The sequence below is a fragment of the Lysobacter sp. Root690 genome (assembly GCF_001427785.1).
Taxonomy (GTDB): Bacteria; Pseudomonadota; Gammaproteobacteria; order Xanthomonadales; family Xanthomonadaceae; genus Lysobacter.
The window spans coordinates 130,507-149,358 of record NZ_LMHM01000015.1 but is presented as its reverse complement, the minus strand read 5'-3'; the positions used below and the strand labels follow the sequence as shown (position 1 = coordinate 149,358).

Genomic DNA, 18,852 nt, shown 5'->3' with positions numbered 1-18,852 from the left:
AACGAGTGGAGAAAAGTGAGGAACGAGTCTAGGAGCGAATATTCGTAACGGTCGGGCGTGGCGCCTCGACTCGTTCCTCACTCCTGTGAACTCTTTCCTCGCTCAAAGCGCGTCGCCGTCCAGCTCGCCGGTACGAATACGCACCGCGCGCTCCAGATCCCAGACAAAGATCTTGCCGTCACCGATCTTGCCGGTACCGGCGGCCTTCATGATCGCTTCGACCACGGTATCGACCTGATCGTCGGTGATCGCCACTTCCAGCTTGATCTTGGGCAGGAAGTCGACCACGTACTCGGCGCCGCGGTACAGCTCGGTATGCCCCTTCTGGCGGCCGAAGCCCTTGACCTCGGTGGCGGTGATGCCGGCCACGCCGGCCTCGGCCAGCGCCTCGCGCACATCGTCGAGCTTGAACGGCTTGATCACCGCCATGACCATCTTCATTCGTCTGTCTCCGCGCCACCGATTCGATTCGCGCGCAGGATAGCGCGCCACCGCCGCCGCGACCTAGCCGGCGACTCAAGCGCGGCGGTCGCCGTACCGTCCGTCCGGTAGCGTTCACACCGCCTGCGCGTCCGGCGTTGGACGATCATGTAACGCCGTCCGAAGACCTGAACGCATGCAGGCAACAGCGCTTGCAGGGCCGGTCGAGGGCGTGATGTAGTGACCGCGTCATCCACTTCGGACTTTTCCGACAGCCCGCCACGGCCACAGCCGACGGCGCGGTCCCGGTCCGGCGGTCAAGCTGACCCCAACACCGGAGGAGCTTCTTCTACATGATCGACCTGAACACCATCGACGACCTCGCCCGCCGTCTCAGCTCGCTGGTCCCCTCGGGCCTGCGCGAAGGCCGCGAGGAAATGCAACAGAACTTCAAGTCCGTGTTGCAGACCGGGCTGTCCAAGCTCGACCTGGTCACCCGCGAGGAATTCGAAGTCCAACGCGCCGTGCTGCTGCGCACGCGCGAGAAGCTCGACGAACTGCAACGCGCGGTCGCCGAGCTCGAAGCGCAGCTCGATCGCGCCGACACGCCCCAGCACTGATCCCGCCGCCATGAATCTGGCACTCGTGCACAGCCGTGCGCGATCGGGCGTGCGCGCGCCCGCGGTGCGGGTCGAGGTCCATCTCGCCGGCGGCTTGCCGAGCATGTCGATCGTCGGCTTGCCCGAGGCGGCGGTGCGCGAAGCCAAGGATCGGGTACGCGCGGCGATCCAGTGCGCGCAGTTCGAATTCCCGCAGCGACGCATCACCGTCAATCTGGCCCCGGCCGATCTGCCGAAGGACGGCGGCCGTTACGACCTGGCGATCGCGCTCGGCATTCTCGCCGCGAGCGGGCAGATTCCGCTCGAGGCCTTGACCAGCTGCGAGTTCCTCGGCGAACTCGGCCTCACCGGCGAACTGCGCGCGATCGACGGCGTGTTGCCGGCGGCGCTGGCCGCGGCCGATGCCGGGCACCGGCTGGTGGTGCCGGCCGGCAACGGCGCCGAAGCCGCGCTCGCCGGCCGGGTCGAAGCGCGCACCGGCCGCACCTTGCTGGAAGTGTGCGCGATGCTCAGCGGGCAGAAGTCCTTGCCCGAAGCTGTCGCCTTGCCGGTGGTGCGTGTCGCCGGTCCGGACATGCTCGACGTACGCGGCCAGGCGCAGGCGCGGCGCGCGCTCGAAATCGCCGCGGCCGGCGGCCACCATCTGCTGCTGATCGGCCCGCCCGGCTGCGGCAAGACCTTATTGGCTTCGCGCCTGCCCGGCCTGTTGCCCGAGGCCAGCGAAGCCGAAGCCCTGGAAACCGCGGCCATCGCTTCGGTGAGCGGCGGCGCGCACGGGCGCGGGCTCGATCCGGCGCGTTGGCGCGAGCGGCCGTTCCGATCGCCGCACCACACCGCCAGCGCGGTCGCCCTTGTCGGCGGCGGCGCCGATCCGCGCCCCGGCGAAATCTCCCTCGCCCACCAGGGCGTGCTGTTTCTCGACGAGCTGCCCGAATGGGAACGACGCGCGCTGGAAGTGCTGCGCGAACCGCTGGAGTCGGGCGTGGTGACGGTGTCGCGCGCGGCGCGTAGTGCCGAATTCCCGGCGCGGTTCCAGTTGGTCGCGGCGATGAACCCCTGCCCCTGCGGCTGGGCCGGCGACAGCAGCGGGCGCTGCCGTTGCGCGGGCGATGCGATCCGCCGCTATCGCGCGCGCATTTCCGGCCCCTTGCTCGATCGCATCGACCTGCACATCGAAGTGCCGCGCCTGCCGCCCTCGCACCTGCGTCCGGATCAACCCGGCGGCGAATGCTCCGAGGCCATTCGCGCCCGCGTCGTGCTGGCGCGGCAACGGCAGCATGCACGCAGCGGCCGCATCAACGCTCAGCTCAGCCAGGCCGAGACCACCGCGACCTGTCGCCTGCACGAACGCGATCACGAGCTGCTCGAACGCGCGGTCGAAAGCCTGCAACTGTCGGCGCGCTCGATGCACCGGATCCTGCGCGTGGCCCGCACCATCGCCGACCTGGCCGGCAGCGAGGCGATCGCCACCGCGCATCTGACCGAGGCGATCGGTTATCGGCGCGCCGATCGTGGGGTTCAGGCCGCGGCGTGAGCTTCGTGTCGGCTAAGACTGGCGGCTTGTCCGGCGATGCAGTCGCAACGACGATCGACTTGGCAAGATCGAAGCGATCGTTCGCCCGCCGCGCCTGCACGACTACCGCTTCACGGCCAACGATCGCCCATCGACACATCCATCAACACATCGTGAAACACGCCGTGAGGGTCGTACTGCCAGCGCAACCGGCGCAAGCGTGACCAGTTCTCGGCGGAGTAGCACCGGTGCGCGCTGGCCGATCGTTCCTCCAGATCGAACTCGTTGATGTAAACGCCCGACGCCAACGTTGCCAGCTGGTCGTACAAGGATTTGAGCCAGCCGCGGTTGCTTTCGTCGTCGGCAACCTCGTTCCATTGCGCATAGGTCGAAAAGAACCAACGTCCTGATGCCGAATAAGCCGCATCTGGCCAGGACGAAACGCCACGCCAGATCAACAGCGGCAATGTGGCCGGCGAAGGCTGCGACGGCAGATGCGCGGCGAGTATCGCGACCGCGTCCGCGCCGCGATCGGTCAGGATGTTGTCGGTGCGGTAGCGCCTGGACACCAGCATCGCATCGCTCTGGCGATAGATGGATTCGAAATCGCCGGGCTGATCGACCTCGACCGCGCGGATCAGCCCGGGAGACAACCGCTGCGCCAGCGAGGCGTGCAGCGCCCGCGCATGCGCCGGGTTGTCGGCGAACGCGATCGTGTTCAACACCACCTGCCGGCCACATTCTTCGGCCGCGCGATCGTCGCTCTGCGGCACGATCGCCAGCATCACCTGCAACGAAGAATCGGGCTGCGCCTGTTCGATCTGCGTCAGCAATTGCGGCAGGGCGCTGAACTTCGCCAGATAATTGTTGCTGGTGATGCAAGCCGGCAGCGGCCAGCAATCGAGATGGAACCGGGTCACCACGAAGAACAGACCCGGCCCGCCGCCGCGCGCGGCCCACAGCAATTCGGGGTTTTCGTGCGCGTCGGCATGCAGCACGTCGCCGTCCGCGGTCACCAGATCGATCGCGCGGACATTGAATGTGCTCATGCCACCCCAGGCGCGGAAATTGATGCCGAGTCCGCCGCCGAGCAGAAAACCGCTCAGGCCGACCTCGCCGCCGTGTCCGGTCGGAAAGGCCAGGCCGTGCCGGGCCAGCGCGGCGCTCAGCTGACGGCTGCTGACGCCGGGCTGGACCTGCACCACGCGTCGGCCGGGATCGATCTGGATGTCCCGCAACGCCGACAGGTCCAGCAGGACACCGGTGTTGCGCAGGAAACAGCCGGCGTAGCTGTGGCCGCTGCCGCGTACGCTGACCGGCAGGCCGTGCCGACGCGCGAAGTCGATGCTGTGCACCACGTCGGCGATCGACTCGGCGCGCACGATGTACTCCGGGTAGCGCTCGAAACCGCGCCCGTTCCAGCTCAGGTCGCGATGCCACCCCGCGTACTCGGGGTGATGGCGCGAGCGCGCCTTGCCGTCGAGGCTGCGCGGAAAGATACGGAAGTCATCGGCGCTGAGGGTTTGGTAATGCGATTGCACGGGCTGGCTCCAGTCGCTCGGGCGATGAATCGATGAGGGCAATCAGTGCAACGCGCGCCGCGCCGGATCGGCGGCCGGCGAAGCGCCGCGGCCGGCGCCTGAATCGAGCGCGGCGTGCATCAGGTCGCGGGCGATCAGCGAATACAGCGGCGTGGGCGTCAGGCCGAGTCGGCGCTTGATCCGCTCGTTGAGGCGACCACCCTCCAGTCGTTTCAGGCCGCGCGCGAAGGCGTAGCGGTAAGCGCTGGCGAAACACAGGGTGTAAGGACTGAAGCTGGAGCGGTCATAGACGACGCCAGCCGACCACAGATGGATACGGTCGGCCTGCTCGAAACAGATGATGCCGCCGACCAATTCGCTCCCGCATTCCACCACGACCAGGCGCACCAGACCGCCGCAGCGTCTTACGAATCGCGCCAGCGGCGCGGGTGGAAAGTACTGCGGGGTACCGTTGCGGGCGGTGGTGCGATAACACAGTTCGGTCAGGCGCTCGAGCACGTCATCGAACGGCGGCGCGATCACTCTCGTCGTCGCGCCGCTCGCTTCGAATTTTCGCAACTGGCGATTCATCTCGCAGCGACCATCGCCGGGAAGCTGCCGCACGAATTGTTCGAAGTTTTCGAACCGGCGCAGGTCGACATCGTAGCGGTCGACCAGATGAGCACCGCTGAAGCCCTGATCGCGCGCGTGTTCGAGCAGCGCCGGGTCGCGCACGCTCAACAGGCCGGCATGTCGCGCGCCCTGGTCCCGGGCCAGTTGCTTGAACGCCCGTAGCAGCGCGGTACGCGCGTCGGGACGATCGGCGAGCGCGGGAACGGTGCTGTCCCAGCAATGCATGATGTGACTGAACAAACCCAGGTCGCTGCCGGCGTCGCGCACGCCAGCGGTCCGTTCCAGCAGGCCGAGTGGGTCGATGGTGGCGATGCGCTGCAGATACGCCGGCAGCAAGCCGACCAACTCATCGCCCTCGCTCGCGCACAGATAAAAGACCTTCTCCACCGGCAGCAACGGCGAATGTTCGGCGGCGTCGAGAACACGCCGGTCGTAGAACACCGGCGCCGCGCTCGCGGCATGCAGGGCGCGATACGCGTCGTCGTCGATGGATTGCAGGAAACGATGCACGTCGATGGTCAGTGCCATTGCGACTCCGCTGAACTTCGCGCAGCGGCCGCACGACTGCGCGACCGATCCGCCGAGGGTTGGAACGACGTCGCGAACCTCGGCGGCGGTTGCCGAGATTCGCGCTGCCACGAATGCATCCACATCGTGGCTTCGTGGCAACTGCCGCCATCGAGGCGCATATCTGCTTTGGCGCCGTCCCGGCAGCATCGACGGCGGTCGCCGTCCCCATCTGCGGCGGGAGGCGAATGGATCCGCGCGCGCCGCGTCCCGAGCAATCGTTTGCGGATATGCGGCGACGCGACCTCGCGACTTAGCACGGGATATGCATTGCCCGGCGCACTCCGGATAAATGAAAAACCCACCATGCACCCAGCGCCGGACAACACGCCGACGACGATGAAACGCGACCGCTTGCGCAAGCGGCTGTCCGGGAAATAGTTGGTCCGCGCCGATTCGAAAAACGTGATCGGCATTGGCGGGTGAGCGAGGGTTATTACGCGGATTCGCCAACGGTTCACCCGGACACAGGCGCTGGATGCCGCGCGTCATGGATTCATGCACGACCGCATTCACCATCCGCCTTGCCACATCGCATTCATCGCCGTACTCAGGCGTCGCCGCGACGATGGTTGCGGCTCTCGAAACCCAGCGCCGCGCGAACCGAAGCGCTAAGCTAGCCCGTCGCATCCATCGCCGCGACATCGGCGCCCGGCTTGGCCGTCGCCGTCCACCGCACCCAGCCATCGCAAGGGCATGTCCGAACTCACCGTCCACGCTCTGCTGCAGACCCCCACCGTCACCGTCCGCGACGTGTATTGCACCGGCACGTGCCGGGCGCAGAGCGAGGAGGAATGCGCCGACGCCACCCATCTGGTGTTTCCGTATCGCGGGGTGTACGTGCGCCATGTCGGCGAGGACCTGACCGTGGCCGAGTCCAGCCAGGTGCTGTTCTTCAACGCCGGCGAACGCTATCGAATCAGCCATCCGATCGAGGGCGGCGACGCCAGTCTCGCGGTCTGGGTCGAGGAGGCGATGCTGCGCGAACTGGCGCCGAAGGCCTTGTTGCACGACGAGGACGCGCTCGCGTTCCGGCTGCCGCGGCTGCGCATCGACGCGCGCGCGCAGGCGCTGGTCGCGATGGTCCGCCACAGCCTGCGCGAGGGCATCGCCGAAGCGCTGGAAGCCGAAAGTCTGACCCTGACCCTGGTCCAGCGCGCGCTGGGCCCGCGCACCGCGCACGCGGCCGGCGCCAGCCTTGGCCGCCAGCGCCTGGTCGAACGGACCAAGCTGGTGCTCACCAGCGACTTGTCGCGGCGCTGGAAGCTGGCCGAGATCGCCGCCGAAGTCGGCGTTTCGGCGGTGTACCTGACCCAGGTGTTCCAGCAGGTCGAAGGCCTGCCGCTGTATCGCTATCAGCTGCGCCTGCGGCTGGCGCGGGCGCTGGACCTGCTGGGCCAGTACGAGGACCTCAGCGCGCTGAGCCAGGACCTGGGCTTCTCCAGCCACAGCCACTTCAGCGCCGCGTTCCAGCAGACCTACGGCCGCTCGCCGTCGGAATTCCGCCAGTCCGCGCTGCAGCGCTGAGGCTGCGCCGGGCCGGGACGGTGTGTTCCGCAACCGCACCAGGCAATCGCTAAAGATTCTGACAGCGCCGCCCGCGCCGCGGTGGCCTACTGTGCTTGCCCGGACGTCGGGCGCACCCAGAGAAGCCGTCATGACCAACAAAACCTGCGCCGCCTGCGATTGCCCGCTGGACGACAGCGCGTTCCAGGTCCGCATCGGCGGCAAGGCCGTCGAAGTGTGCTGCGACGATTGTGCGCGCAAATTGAAGGAAGCCTACGACTCGGCGATCACGCCCGGAAACGACTGACATGGACGGCAACGCGCCCACCCTCACCCTGCAGCACGTCGACACGCCGTCAGGCTCGATCGCCTACCGTGAGCAAGGCCCCGAACAAGGCCGCGCCCCGGTCGCGCTGTTCGTCCACGGCGTGTTGTTGAACGGCCATCTGTGGCGGCACCAGCTGGCCAAGTTGTCCGATCTGCGCCGCTGCATCGCCGTCGACCTGTTGGCGCATGGCGATACCGCGATCGCGCCGGATCAGGATGTCTCGGTCACCGCCAATGCGGCGATGCTCGCGCAGTTCCTCGATGCGCTGGGCATCGATCAGGTCGATCTGATCGGCAACGACAGCGGCGGCGGTATCGCCCAGATCTTCGCCGCGCTGCACCCGCAGCGCGTGCGCAGCCTGACCCTGACCAACTGCGACACCCACGACAACTGGCCGCCGGAAGCGTTCAAACCGTTCCTGGCGATGGCTGCGGACGGCGGCCTGCACGATGCGCTGAGCGGCATGTTGGCGGATAAGGCCGTGTATCGCTCGCCGCAGGCGCTGGGCCCGGCCTACGAACATCCCGAGCGCTTGTCCGACGCCAGCATCGAGGTCTATCTGCGGCCGTTTCTGCGCAACCCGCAACGCACGCGCGATCTGCAGCGGTTTCTCGGCGAATTCGATCCGCGCCATACCCTCGCGATCGAACCGCAGCTCAAAACCCTGCAGGCGCCGACCCTGATCGCCTGGGGCACCGACGATGTTTTCTTCGACACGCGCTGGTCGCACTGGTTGGCCGAAACGATTCCAGGCACCCGGCAACGGGTGGAACTGGAAGGCGCGCGGATCTTCTTCCCGGAAGAGCGCTGGGCGCAGTTCAACGATCTGCTGCGCGCGCACTGGCTGGCGAGCGCCTGAGCCTCGCGCGTCGCAATTGGCTGATTCAGCCCGCGACGATTCACGCCTGACCGCATAGCGGCGGCACCGCACCACAAACCTTCGATCTTCGACGCGGCGGCAACGCGCGGCGATGGCGGCGCATTGCCGTCGCGTCGGGCTGATCGATCCAAACCGACCCGATTCCACGCCGGCGCAACCGCCTTCTGGAGAATTAGCTCATGAACCGCAGACGTTTCCTGCAATTCGCCGGCGGCAGCCTGGCGACCGGCACCCTGGCCGCCTGTCTGGCGCGGCGTCCCGACCACGATGCCGCGCCAGTGGTGACCGGCGAACTGGACGCATCGAGTTTCCACGCCAGCCGTCGCTACGCCAAGCTGCGTTCGGGCGAGATCGCGTATGTCGAACGCGGCAGCGGCCCGGCCGCGTTGTTTCTGCACGGCTTCCCGCTCAACAGTTTCCAGTGGCGCGGCGCGCTGACCCGCTTGTCGCCGTACCGGCGCTGCATCGCCGCGGATTTCATGGGCATGGGCTACACCCGCGTCGCCGCGAATCAGGACGTCGGGCCGAAAGCACAAGTCGCGATGCTGATCGAATTGCTCGACCACCTGGGCATCCACGACGTCGACGTGATCGCCAACGACAGCGGCTGCACCGTCGCGCAACTGCTGCTGGTCAATCATCCGCAACGCGTGCGCACCTTGTTGCTGACCAACGGCGATACCGAACACGACAGCCCGCCGCCCGCGTTGCAACCGGTGATCGATCTGGCGCGGCAAGGCCGCTTCGTCGACGAATGGCTGGCGCCGTGGTGGCAGGATCCGCAACTCGCGCGCTCGGCCGCGGGCATCGGCGGCATGTGCTTCGCCGATCCCACCCAGCCGACCGACGAAGCCATCGACACCTATTTCGGCCCGCTGCTGTCGAGCGCGCATCGCAAGGCGATGGCGCACGCCTACGCGGTCGGACTGGAACCGAACGTGCTGCTCGGCATCGAAGCAGAGCTCAAGCGCAGCAAGACGCCGACGCGGATCGTATGGGGCATGGCCGACACGATCTTTTCCCAGCAGAGCCCCGATTACTGGGCCAACACCTTCGGCGGCTCGCGCGGCGTGCGCAAACTCGAAAGCAGCAAGCTGTTCTGGCCGGAAGAACGGCCGGACGTGATCGCCGAGGAAGCGCGGCGGCTGTGGAATGCGTGGGCTGCGCAGGACGCCGATTGGCGGTGAAGCCCTACGCGAGCGCGGTGATCAGCGTTCGCTGATTGCCTATCTTCCTATCGACGCAGCAACGCAGCGATGCCAATGCATGACGGCGAACGAGTGCAATCGCTCAGCCGGCGCGAGCGCCCATCAACGCCAACGCCTCCTGCGCCAACGCACGCGTCAACTCGTAAGTCGACAGCTCGCGCCGATAGCGCGCCTGCCCCGACCACAACGGCATGAAATCCGCCGAGCCCGCGGCTTCGGCCTTCGCGCGCAACGGCGCTAGCGCACCGCCGGCGAGCGGGAACGCGGGCGCCAACGAAGACAGCGACCCAACTTCGCGCATCAAACGGTTGACGATGCCGCGCGCCGGTCGGCCGGTGAACACATTGGTCAATGCGGTCTCGTCCTCGCGCGCATCAAACAAGGCGCGACGATGCAGCGGCGAAATCTTCGCTTCCGGGCAGAACAAATAGGCGGTACCGATCTGCACCGCCGCCGCGCCGAGCGCGAACGCCGCGGCGATGCCGCGCGCGTCACCGATCGCGCCGGCGGCGATCACCGGCACATCGACCGCGTCGACGATCTGCGGCAGCAGCGCGAACAGGCCGACCTGGGTGGATACGTCGTCGCTCAGGAACACGCCGCGATGGCCGCCGGCCTCGGCGCCCTGGGCGATGATCGCGTCGCAGCCGTGCTGTTCCAGCCAGCGCGCCTCGGCCACCGTGGTCGCCGACGAAATCACCCGCGTGCCGGTGGCGCGCACGCGTTGCAACAAGTCGGCGTCGGGCAGGCCGAAGTGGAAACTCACCACCTGCGGTCGCTGCTGTTCGACCAGTTCGCACCACTGCGCGTCGAACGGCGCGCGGTTCGACGGCGACACCGGCATCGCCGGGTCGAGGCCGAACTCGCGGTAATACGGCGCGAGCCGTTCGCGCCACGCCGCTTCGCGCGCCGGATCGGGCGCGGGCGGATGGTGGCAGAAGAAATTCAGATTGAGCGGCCGGCCAGTGGCCTCGCGGATCAGACGGCATTGTTCATGCGCCTGCTCCAGGCTCAGCAGCGCGCAAGGCAGCGAGCCCAGGGCGCCGGCGCGGGCCGCGCCGATCACCATCTCGGCCAAGGTCGGCCCCGCCATCGGCGCCTGCACGATCGGCAGTTCGATGCCGAACAATTCCTGGATACGGCGATCGGGCCACATGCGGGTCGACCTCTCTCGGGAGATGCCGCGAGGATGGCATTAGCGCGGCGGCGCTGTCCTGGTCCGGGTTGGCATGCTGTGTTGCGGATGCGGGTTGGATTCGCGAAGGTTTGGCGTTTGTTGCGGCAAAGAGAAACGCAGCGCGGTTGGGTCGACCTCACCTCACTGTTGGTCGGGCGCCGGAGTCCAGAGTTCTTCGAAGGCCTGGAGTGCTATTGCAGCAGAGATAAATCGAGCGCGGTGGCATCCGTCTCGTCACTTTTTCGGGCGCTGGAGTCCAGACTTCTTCGAAGGTTGTAGTGTTTTCACAGCGCAGAGGAACACAGCGCGGTTGGGCCTGTCTCGTCTCACTGTTTTTCGGGCGCTGGTCTCCAGACCTCTTCGTTTGGATCGAACTCCGTGGTTTCCATGCGCTGCGCGCGCCAGCCGAAGCCGCACACCGCCAACGGGCCTTCGACCAGCGGGTCCAGGCCGAAGCCGCGTTCGATATCGATCTCGTTGATCGCCGAGGTCACGAACGCAGCCAGGCCGAGTTCGGTCGCGCTCAAGTACAAGGTCTGCGACAGATGGCCGCTGTCGAGCACCAGCGCGCGATACGCCTTGGGATGATTGCGGTACTTCCAGAAGCAGCGCGCATAGCGCGGCGCGAGCACCGCCAGCACCGGCGCGTTGGAGAACCAGTGCTGGCCGGCGAGCGCGCGGCGGGCGAAGGTTTCCAGCGGTTCGTCGGGCGCGGGCAAGGGCTGCAGCGCGTGATCGGCGGCGTGGTAGTGGTACAGGCCCGGGGCGACGCCGTCGACGCGCTGCACGATCAGATAGGCCTCGGTCGGATGCAGGCCGCCGCCGGACGGCGTGTGTTTCTTCAGGAACACGGTGTCGTCGTCGATCCGCACCTGCGCCTGCGCGGCGAACACGCGTTGCAGCATGTGCGCGAACAGTTCGAACGGCAGCGAACGCTCGCCGTCGAAATTGCGGCAGGTCGCGCGTCGCGCCAGCAGCGCGTCGAAGTCGTTGCCGTCGATGCGCGGCAGCGTCACCCGGGCCTGCCCGTCGCCGCGTTGCGGCGCATGCACCGGCGGCGGCCCGAGCTTGCGCCGCAGTTCGGCCGCGGTGGTCATTTCGTTGGCTTCCATGACGCTGACGCTGTCGAGCCCCTGCCAGCGAGCGAGCCGGTGCGCCATCGCCGCCGCCGGCCACCAGTGGCTGGCGCGCAGGGTGTCGTCGCGTTCGCGATGGACCGCGTAGCCTTCGTCTTCGGCCACGATCAAGCCGAGTTCAAGCAGCCGCGGCAACGACGGCGCGAAGCGCGGGTCCAGGGTCGCGCTGTCGATCCAGAAGCCGGGACTGAGCACGCCGAGCAATTCGCGCTCATCGCCGTCGACCTCGACCTCCGCCTCCAGATGCGCGGCCAGGGCCAGCCAGCGCAGCTCGCGGCGCAGGCCGGCGCCGCCGCCGAGCAGCGAATTCAGATCGAAGCCGATCTCCTCGCGCGGCTCGAAGAAGAGCACGGCGCAGCGGCGTATGCGCATGAAGCGGTCCTGTGTCGTAGACGAAGCCGGAGGTGCGAGCCAGACCCGCTCGGTGCCGGCCGGGACAGGACGTTATCACGCGGTCCGGACCGTCAGCGCCGACGCCGCGGGCTTGCGCGACGCCGGCCATGCCATCGCCAGCGTGCCTGCGCCGCAAGCTGAATTGGCATAACGAAGCAGCTCACGCCACGCTGCGGTCACACCCACGGGTTAGAAATCGCCGTCATCGAGCGCACGCAACGCGTGCGGGCAGGCATGGTTGACCTGTTCGCGCGGGTTGTCGCGTTGTCCCTACGGGGTTAGATTCGGCGCTCAGTACGCCCTAAACGGGCATCATTAGTGGGGGAAATGGGGAAACTATGGCTATCAGAAAACCACCCGGCGGCGGGCACACGCCGTTCGACCCGGCCGTCGCCGACAAGCTGCTGGAACTGCTCAGCACCGATAACGAATTCCGCGACCTGTTCGAGAAAGACCCTGAAGCGGCGGTGCGCAAAGTCGGTCACGAGATCCCCGAGGGCGCCGCGATGGCGTGCATGAGCACGGTCCAGATCGCGCCCAAGGAAGAGATCGCCCAGGCCCGCGCCATGATCAAGGACTTCCTGACCTCGGCCGCGGCCTACAACAACCCTCACTGCTTCGAAGCGGGCAGGATCGTCTCGACTCTCGAGAAGAAGTAAGCCGGCAGCAACTTGGGAGGGCAGGCGGCCAAGAACGCCTGCGCCTCCTTGCGTGCTTCCTCGGTGCGGCCGAGCTGTTTCAGGAATTCGGCCGCGCGCAGCTGGGCCAGGCGCGAATCGGCGACGTTCAACGGCTGCAGCGACTGCGCGCCGACCGGTTCGATATAGGCCAGACCGCGATGGCTGGCCAACCAGCGCGCCTGGATCAGCGCCTGCTCGGGCTGGCCGGCGGCGGCATACGCCTCCATCAGCGCGGCGCGGCTTTGATACAGCTCGTGCCCGGTCAACAGGGTACGCAGGCGGCGGATCGCCGCTTCGGGCTTGCCGGACAAACGCTCCTGGCCGGCCAGTACGATTTCGCGCAGTTCCGACAGTTTCGGCGTCGCCCACAGCTGCGGGCGGTCCTTGAGCGCGTCGAGCACCGACTGGGCCAGGCTCGGATCGCCCTGGCGCTGGACCACGTAGGCCGAGGCCAGGGCGAAATAGACGTAATCGACTTCGTCGTAGGCGGCATCGGCCGCGGCCGCGTCGAGCGCGCGCTTGGCCGACGCGCCCAGGCGCTCGCGGGCGCGGACGCGGTCGCCGGTGAGCGAGGTCACGCTGCCGGCGGCGACGCCGAGCACCTGTTGCAGCAGTTCGTTGCCTTCCACCGGCAGGCGCGCGGCCGCGTCGATGTAGCGTTCAGCCTCGCCCCAGCGGCCCTGGTCGAGCAGCACCGAGGTCTTGTCCAGATCCTGCACCCGCGCATAGCCCTGCTTGCCGCCGTCGGACTTGCTCTCCAGCCGGCGCATCGCGTCGGCGTAGCCGCTCTGCGCCGCCGAGACATTGGCGCGGCGGCGCGAGGCGTCGGAAATATTGAGCTTGAGCGCCTGGTCGAAGGCGTTGCGCGCGGCGGCGAAATCCTCCTGACCCAGTTCGCTGCGGCCGAGCTGATCGTAACCGTGGCCGCGCAGCGGGTTCTGCGGCAGGGTGGTGCGCTGGGCGTAGGCCTGCGCTTCCTTGTAGCGGTTTTCCTGCATCAGGTTGAAGGCGTAGTTGGCCGCGCCGGCGAAGTAATCCGGGTACAGGTCGGCCAGCAGCTTCCACTTGCTCGCGGCCTGATGGCCGGTGACGAACTCGGCCGACCAGGCATCGAGGTACAGCGCGTCACGCGGCGGCAGGCGGTCGCGGTGTTCGATCGCGCGGGCCAGGAACGGCTTGGCATGGGTCGCGTTGACCGAGGCCACGCCGGTGCGCACGCTGCCCAGGTAGGCCAGGGCGAAGTTCGGATCCAGAGCGGTCGCGCGCTGGTAGAAATTGGCCGCGTCGTCGTAGCGGCCGGCGCCGAAGGCCTTCTGGCCGAGCGCGTAGGAACGCAGCGCGTCGAGGTTCTTGGTCGCGACCTTGGGCAGCGGCTCGGAATCGCGTTCGATCGACTTCATCGCCTCGCCGAGCTTTTCGCGCAGCCCGGCGGTGACCGTGTCGATCGAACCCAGCGCCGAGTCGGCACCGGCGCCATCGGCCGATTCGGCATAGACCGTGGTCTGGGTATGCGGGTCGATGACTTCGGCGCTGATCCGCACCCGCCCGCCGACTTCGGCCACGGTCGGCAGAATCACCGCGCGCGCGCCGTCGCGCAGCGCGATCTCCGACGCGACCGCGCGATCGAGCGTGGTGTCGGGCTTGCGCTGCATGCGTTCTAGGGTGTCGCGCGCCTTCAGGTCGGACAGCACGTTGACGTAACGCGACTGCTCCAGGCTGATGCGGAAGGCCTGTTCGAGCGAATCGTCGAGCACGCTCTGGCCGGTAAGGTTGCGCAGGTCGCCGACCACCACCCAGTCGCGCTGGTTGAACGCGATCGCCGGCTGCGGCCGGGTCGCGAACCACACACCGGTGCCAATCACCGCCAGCACCGCGACTTCCGCGGCCAGCGCGGCCGGTCGCCGCCACAGCGGGATGTCGCGCCAGGCTTTCGGGCCGTTCGGCGGCGCGCGCAGCGGCGCGATGCCGGGTTCGCCGACCTCGTAGATTTCCTGCGGCTCGGGCACGCCCTTGAAGCGCCAGCGCCCGTGCGATTTCCATAGCAGTTGCTGGCCGCGTTCGCCGAGTTCGCGCGCGGCGCGATGGGCGAGCGGCTCGGCCACCGCCGACAACAGGATCTGGCCCGGACGCGCGGTCGCCATCAAGCGGCCGGCCATCGGCTTGGCCAAGCCCTCGACCTCGACCGGCTTGGCCCCGACCTGCACCGCCTCGTCGCTGTTGCGCCAGGTCAGCACTTCGCCGACATGCAGGCCGGCGCGCGCCTTCAGTTCCAGCTTGCGCGCCGCGCCAAGCTCGCGCAGGCCGCGCGCATAGTCCAGGGCGAAGCCGAGGCCGTCGATCGGACGCTCGAACAACAGCAGCAGGCCGTCGGAACGATCGATCAGGCGGCCGCGCCAGCGTTGCTGCAAGGCCAGCACCAGACGGTCGTGGGCACGGAACAGCTCCGCCGCCGGACCGTCGCCGAGGCGCTCGACCAGGGTGGTCGAATCGCACAGGTCGGTCAGCAGCAAGGTGCGCAGTTGCGGACCTTCGGCCAGCGGGCGGTGGGCATCGTTCATCGCGGCATCCTTGTCGGCGGAACTCACGCCGGCGTCAGTTCGGCGTCCTGCCAATGCACGCGATTGCCGCCCAGGCGCTTGGCCTGGTAAAGCGCGGTATCGGCGTGTGCGTACCAGTCGTTCCATTCGTGCTTGGCGCTGACCAGGCAGGCGCCGACGCTGACCGGACAGATGGTCGGCGGCGATTGCGGAATCAGCAGCAGGCCATGCACGGTGTGAACGATGAAGTCGGCGAAGCGCATCACGTCCTGGCGGGTGCGCGCGGCGACCAACAGACAGAACTCGTCGCCGCCCAGGCGGCAGGCGATGTCTTCGGGCCCGGCGACCGAGCGCAGGATGTTGGCCACGCTCTGCAGCACGCGGTCGCCGGCCAGATGGCCGTGATCGTCGTTGACCTGCTTGAAGCGATCGCAATCGATCAGCACCAGGCCCATGGTCTCGGCGATGCCGGCCGCGCGCGCGTCCTGCAGGTGCAAGGTCAGGCCGCGGCGGTTGTACAGGCCGGTGAGGTCGTCGGTGCGGATCAGCTCTTCGGTCTGGTTGAGCTGATGAGTAGTCGCGTACAGGCTGTCGAGCGCGGCTTCCAGATCCTGATTGCGCCGGCGCAGGCGCCGGATCAGGCTTTGTTCGTTGAGCACCACGCGCATGATCGCGCGGCGCAGGAAATACGAAACGAGCGAGGGGTCGCGATCGACCAGTCGCTGGAATTCCTCGTGGCGCAGCTCGACCAGCAGGCCGTCGGTGGCCGCGATCGCGTCCGCGCTGCGCGCGTGATCGCCGATCAGCAGGCCGAGTTCGCCGAAGAATTCGCGCACGCCCAGGCGCTTGGTGACCAGGTCGTCGCCGAAGTCCAGGGTGATCGCGCCGCGCGCGATTACGAACATGGTGGTGCCCAGTTCGCCGCGGCGGAACAGCACCTGGCCGGCTTCGATCCGGCGCGGCCGGCCGATCTCGGCGAACAGTTCGAATTCGCCCGGGGTAAGCACCGCCATCGCCACATCCGTCGGCGCCGCGGTCACAGTCGAATTGTCGGTTTCGCGGCCCAACGAGGGCGCCGCCGTGTCGCGATTCATCCCGATCTCCCCGCGCCCCACGTCCTGTGGAGCCTTGGCGGCAGGATAGCACCTGGTCTGAACTGCTAACGCCGCAAGACGGCCGAAACGGCCAGTCATGCAGGCGATGCTACATGCCACAGCGTGCGCCGACGATGCGCGTTTCGACATTGCAACAGCGCGGTCGGACCGCATCGCGCCGCGCTGAATGCGAGGCCGGCATCGTCGCCCGGTCCGACGCCTCTATCGCCGCCGCGCTCAGGCTGTTCATACTCGACCCGCCATCCGATCGTCCTGAACCGCCGCGTCGTCCCGCCTTTCACCGGAGTCCGTCATGTCGTCACGATCCCTCGCGCCCCTCGCCGCCGCCGTGCTCGCCGGCCTGTGCAGCAGCCCCGCCTTCGCCGTGCGTCCGGCGGTCGAGGGCGAACTGATCCCGCGCGCGGCGCTGTTCGGCAACCCGGATCGGATCGGCGCGCAGATCAGCCCGGACGGCCGCTACCTGGGCTGGCTCGCGCCGCTCGACGGGGTCATGAACGTGTGGATCGCGCCGATCGACCAGCCGGCCAAGGCGCGCGCGGTCACCGACGACAAGGCGCGCGGCATCCGCCAGTTCGTCTGGAGCTACCGCGACAGCACCTTGTTGTACTTGCGCGACAGCGGCGGCGACGAAAACTTCCATCTGTACGCGGTCGACCTGTCCAAGCCCGGCCCGGCGCGCGACCTGACCCCGTATCCCAAGACCCGCGCCAGCCTGGTGCGGCTGGCCCACCGCCATCGCGACAGCGTGCTGGTCGCGATGAACGACCGCGACGGCAAGTGGCACGACCTGTACCGGGTCGATCTGGCCAGCGGCGAACGCACCCTGGTGCATCGCAACGAGGAACGCATCGCCTCGTACTACGCCGACGGCGATCTGAAGGTCGGCCGGGTCAGCCGCGCGCGCGACGACGGCGGCATCGAACTGCTCGCGCCTGACGGCGACAAGGGCTGGAAAGTGGTCGACACGATCCCGTTCGAGGACACCCAGACCACCGCGATCGAAGGCTACAGCGACGACGGCAAGACCCTGTACGCGACCGACTCGCGCGGCCGCGACACCTCGGCGCTGTACGCGATCGACGGCGACGGCAACAAGACCTTGTTGTCGGACGACCCGCGCGCCGACATCGGCGAGCTGCTGACCGATCCGGTCAGCGACGAGCCGCAGGCGGTGTCGGTGAACTACCTGCGCCGGCAATGGCGTCCGCTGGCGCCGGCGATCGCCGCCGAACTCGCGCGGCTGGAATCGAAACTGGGCAAGGGCGAATACACCATCACCTCGCGCACCCTCGACGACAAGACCTGGATCGTCGACTACGGCTCGGCCGAACAACCCTCGACGACGTATCGCTACGACGGCGGCGGCAGCGGCACCCTGACCAAACTGTTCTCCTCGCGCCCGGCCCTGGACGGCGCCGCGCTGGTACCGATGTGGCCGCGGGAAATTCCCTCGCGCGACGGCAAAACCCTGGTCAGCTACCTGACCCTGCCGGCCGGCGCCGAACGCGACGGCAAGATCCAGCGACCGGTGCCGCTGATCCTGACCGTGCACGGCGGGCCGTGGTCGCGCGACGTGTACGGCTACAACGCCACCGCGCAATGGCTGGCCAACCGCGGCTACGCCTCGCTCAAGGTCAACTACCGCGGTTCGACCGGCTTCGGCAAGAACTTCATCAACGCCGCCGACGGCGAGTGGGCCGGCAAGATGCACGACGACCTGATCGACGCGGTCGACTGGGCGGTCAAGCAGGGCATCACCACGCCCGACCAGGTCGCGATCATGGGCGGCAGCTACGGCGGTTACGCCACCCTGGTCGGCATGACCTTCACTCCTGACACCTTCAAGTGCGGGGTCGACATCGTCGGCCCGTCCAACCTGGAAACCCTGCTCAAGACGATCCCGCCGTACTGGGCCAGCATCTTCGAACAGTTCGCCCGGCGCATGGGTGACCCGCGCACCGCGGCGGGGCGCAAACTACTGGCCGAGCGTTCGCCGATCACCCGGGTCGACAAGATCAGCAAGCCGTTGTTGATCGGCCAGGGCGCGAACGATCCGCGAGTGAACCAGGCCGAGAGCGATCAGATCGTCGAGGCGATGCGGGCCAAGAAGATCCCGGTGACTTACGTGTTGTTCCCCGATGAGGGGCATGGCTTCGCGCGGCCGGAGAATTCGATGGCGTTCAACGCGGTGGCCGAGGGATTTCTTTCCCAATGTCTGGGTGGGCGGGCGCAGGCGATCGGCGAGGATCTGAAGGGGTCCAGCATTACGGTGCCGGCGGGGGCGGATGGGGTTAAGGGGTTGGCGGATGCGTTGAAGGTGCATACGCAGGAAGTGAAGAAGTAGGTCGAGATGCGGTGCACGCGCGGGTGAACCCACATGCCCGCATATGCGCGGGGCACGTCCGTGCCTTCGCGCCCCGCGTCGTCGCCTTCACGCGTTGCGCGTTTACGCCGGAAGCCTGGCCTCCTATAGCGCCGCACATTGCCCCCTTTGACAAAGGGGGCACGCGCCCCGTGAATTTCGAAGTCTCTCCTGCGCTCCAGCGCGGGGGATTTGCCGTTGCCGTTGCCGTTGCTATAGCTATTGCCTTTGCATTGCTTCGGCCCGGCGCGGCTTGT

Annotated in this window: 15 protein-coding genes; 8 read left to right on the top strand and 7 right to left on the bottom strand. The window is 67.7% G+C overall.

Going from position 1 to position 18,852, the window contains the following annotated elements:
• Window positions 1–102 precede the first annotated feature (102 nt).
• Window positions 103–441: a P-II family nitrogen regulator gene (locus tag ASD86_RS17700; RefSeq protein ID WP_036114992.1), complete on the bottom strand. Its 339-nt coding sequence runs from the start codon at window positions 439–441 to the stop codon at window positions 103–105.
• Between the two features lie 332 nt (window positions 442–773).
• On the opposite strand from ASD86_RS17700, the gene ASD86_RS17695 reads away from it, so the two are divergent.
• Window positions 774–1,040, top strand: a complete 267-nt coding sequence (locus ASD86_RS17695; RefSeq protein ID WP_036114994.1) for an accessory factor UbiK family protein — start codon at window positions 774–776, stop codon at window positions 1,038–1,040.
• Between the two features lie 10 nt (window positions 1,041–1,050).
• Entirely contained in the window at window positions 1,051–2,574 is a 1,524-nt protein-coding gene (locus ASD86_RS17690) for a YifB family Mg chelatase-like AAA ATPase (RefSeq protein ID WP_056113554.1), read from the top strand.
• Between the two features lie 110 nt (window positions 2,575–2,684).
• Here ASD86_RS17690 and ASD86_RS26095 read toward each other — a convergent pair whose 3' ends face one another.
• Both ASD86_RS26095 and ASD86_RS26090 read right to left on the bottom strand, forming a co-directional pair.
• Window positions 2,685–4,094, bottom strand: a complete 1,410-nt coding sequence (locus ASD86_RS26095; RefSeq protein ID WP_162253691.1) for an FAD-binding oxidoreductase — start codon at window positions 4,092–4,094, stop codon at window positions 2,685–2,687.
• Window positions 4,095–4,136: 42 nt separating this feature from the next.
• The gene (locus ASD86_RS26090; protein WP_162253690.1) at window positions 4,137–5,918 is read right to left on the bottom strand and encodes a GNAT family N-acetyltransferase; all 1,782 of its coding nucleotides are present in this window, start codon (window positions 5,916–5,918) and stop codon (window positions 4,137–4,139) included.
• A 51-nt stretch (window positions 5,919–5,969) separates the two neighbouring features.
• On the opposite strand from ASD86_RS26090, the gene ASD86_RS17680 reads away from it, so the two are divergent.
• The 4 genes from ASD86_RS17680 (at window position 5,970) to ASD86_RS17670 (ending at window position 9,174) form a co-directional block, all read left to right on the top strand.
• Window positions 5,970–6,800: an AraC family transcriptional regulator gene (locus ASD86_RS17680; protein ID WP_056113551.1), complete on the top strand. Its 831-nt coding sequence runs from the start codon at window positions 5,970–5,972 to the stop codon at window positions 6,798–6,800.
• 130 nt (window positions 6,801–6,930) lie between these two features.
• Complete coding sequence (locus ASD86_RS27470) at window positions 6,931–7,086, top strand: hypothetical protein (protein ID WP_187313323.1); 156 nt, start codon at window positions 6,931–6,933, stop codon at window positions 7,084–7,086.
• Window position 7,087: 1 nt separating this feature from the next.
• Complete coding sequence (locus ASD86_RS17675) at window positions 7,088–7,966, top strand: alpha/beta hydrolase (RefSeq protein WP_056113549.1); 879 nt, start codon at window positions 7,088–7,090, stop codon at window positions 7,964–7,966.
• A 200-nt stretch (window positions 7,967–8,166) separates the two neighbouring features.
• Window positions 8,167–9,174, top strand: a complete 1,008-nt coding sequence (locus ASD86_RS17670; RefSeq protein ID WP_056113546.1) for an alpha/beta hydrolase — start codon at window positions 8,167–8,169, stop codon at window positions 9,172–9,174.
• A 103-nt stretch (window positions 9,175–9,277) separates the two neighbouring features.
• On the opposite strand, the gene ASD86_RS17665 is transcribed toward ASD86_RS17670, so the two are convergent.
• Entirely contained in the window at window positions 9,278–10,351 is a 1,074-nt protein-coding gene (locus tag ASD86_RS17665) for a nitronate monooxygenase family protein (protein WP_056113543.1), read from the bottom strand.
• A gap of 347 nt (window positions 10,352–10,698) precedes the next feature.
• Window positions 10,699–11,880, bottom strand: coding sequence for a putative peptide maturation dehydrogenase (locus ASD86_RS17660; RefSeq protein WP_056113539.1), 1,182 nt, complete (start codon window positions 11,878–11,880; stop codon window positions 10,699–10,701).
• Between the two features lie 359 nt (window positions 11,881–12,239).
• Here ASD86_RS17660 and ASD86_RS17655 point away from each other — a divergent pair, with 359 nt between their 5' ends.
• Complete coding sequence (locus tag ASD86_RS17655) at window positions 12,240–12,560, top strand: NHLP-related RiPP peptide (RefSeq protein ID WP_056113536.1); 321 nt, start codon at window positions 12,240–12,242, stop codon at window positions 12,558–12,560.
• On the opposite strand, the gene ASD86_RS17650 is transcribed toward ASD86_RS17655, so the two are convergent.
• Together ASD86_RS17650 and ASD86_RS17645 are read right to left on the bottom strand one after the other, a co-directional pair.
• Complete coding sequence (locus ASD86_RS17650) at window positions 12,512–15,139, bottom strand: putative peptide modification system cyclase (protein ID WP_056113637.1); 2,628 nt, start codon at window positions 15,137–15,139, stop codon at window positions 12,512–12,514. The genes ASD86_RS17655 and ASD86_RS17650 overlap by 49 nt on opposite strands.
• A gap of 23 nt (window positions 15,140–15,162) precedes the next feature.
• The gene (locus tag ASD86_RS17645; protein ID WP_056113533.1) at window positions 15,163–16,212 is read right to left on the bottom strand and encodes a GGDEF domain-containing protein; all 1,050 of its coding nucleotides are present in this window, start codon (window positions 16,210–16,212) and stop codon (window positions 15,163–15,165) included.
• A gap of 313 nt (window positions 16,213–16,525) precedes the next feature.
• Here ASD86_RS17645 and ASD86_RS17640 point away from each other — a divergent pair, with 313 nt between their 5' ends.
• Entirely contained in the window at window positions 16,526–18,577 is a 2,052-nt protein-coding gene (locus ASD86_RS17640) for a S9 family peptidase (protein WP_056113531.1), read from the top strand.
• Window positions 18,578–18,852 lie beyond the last annotated feature (275 nt).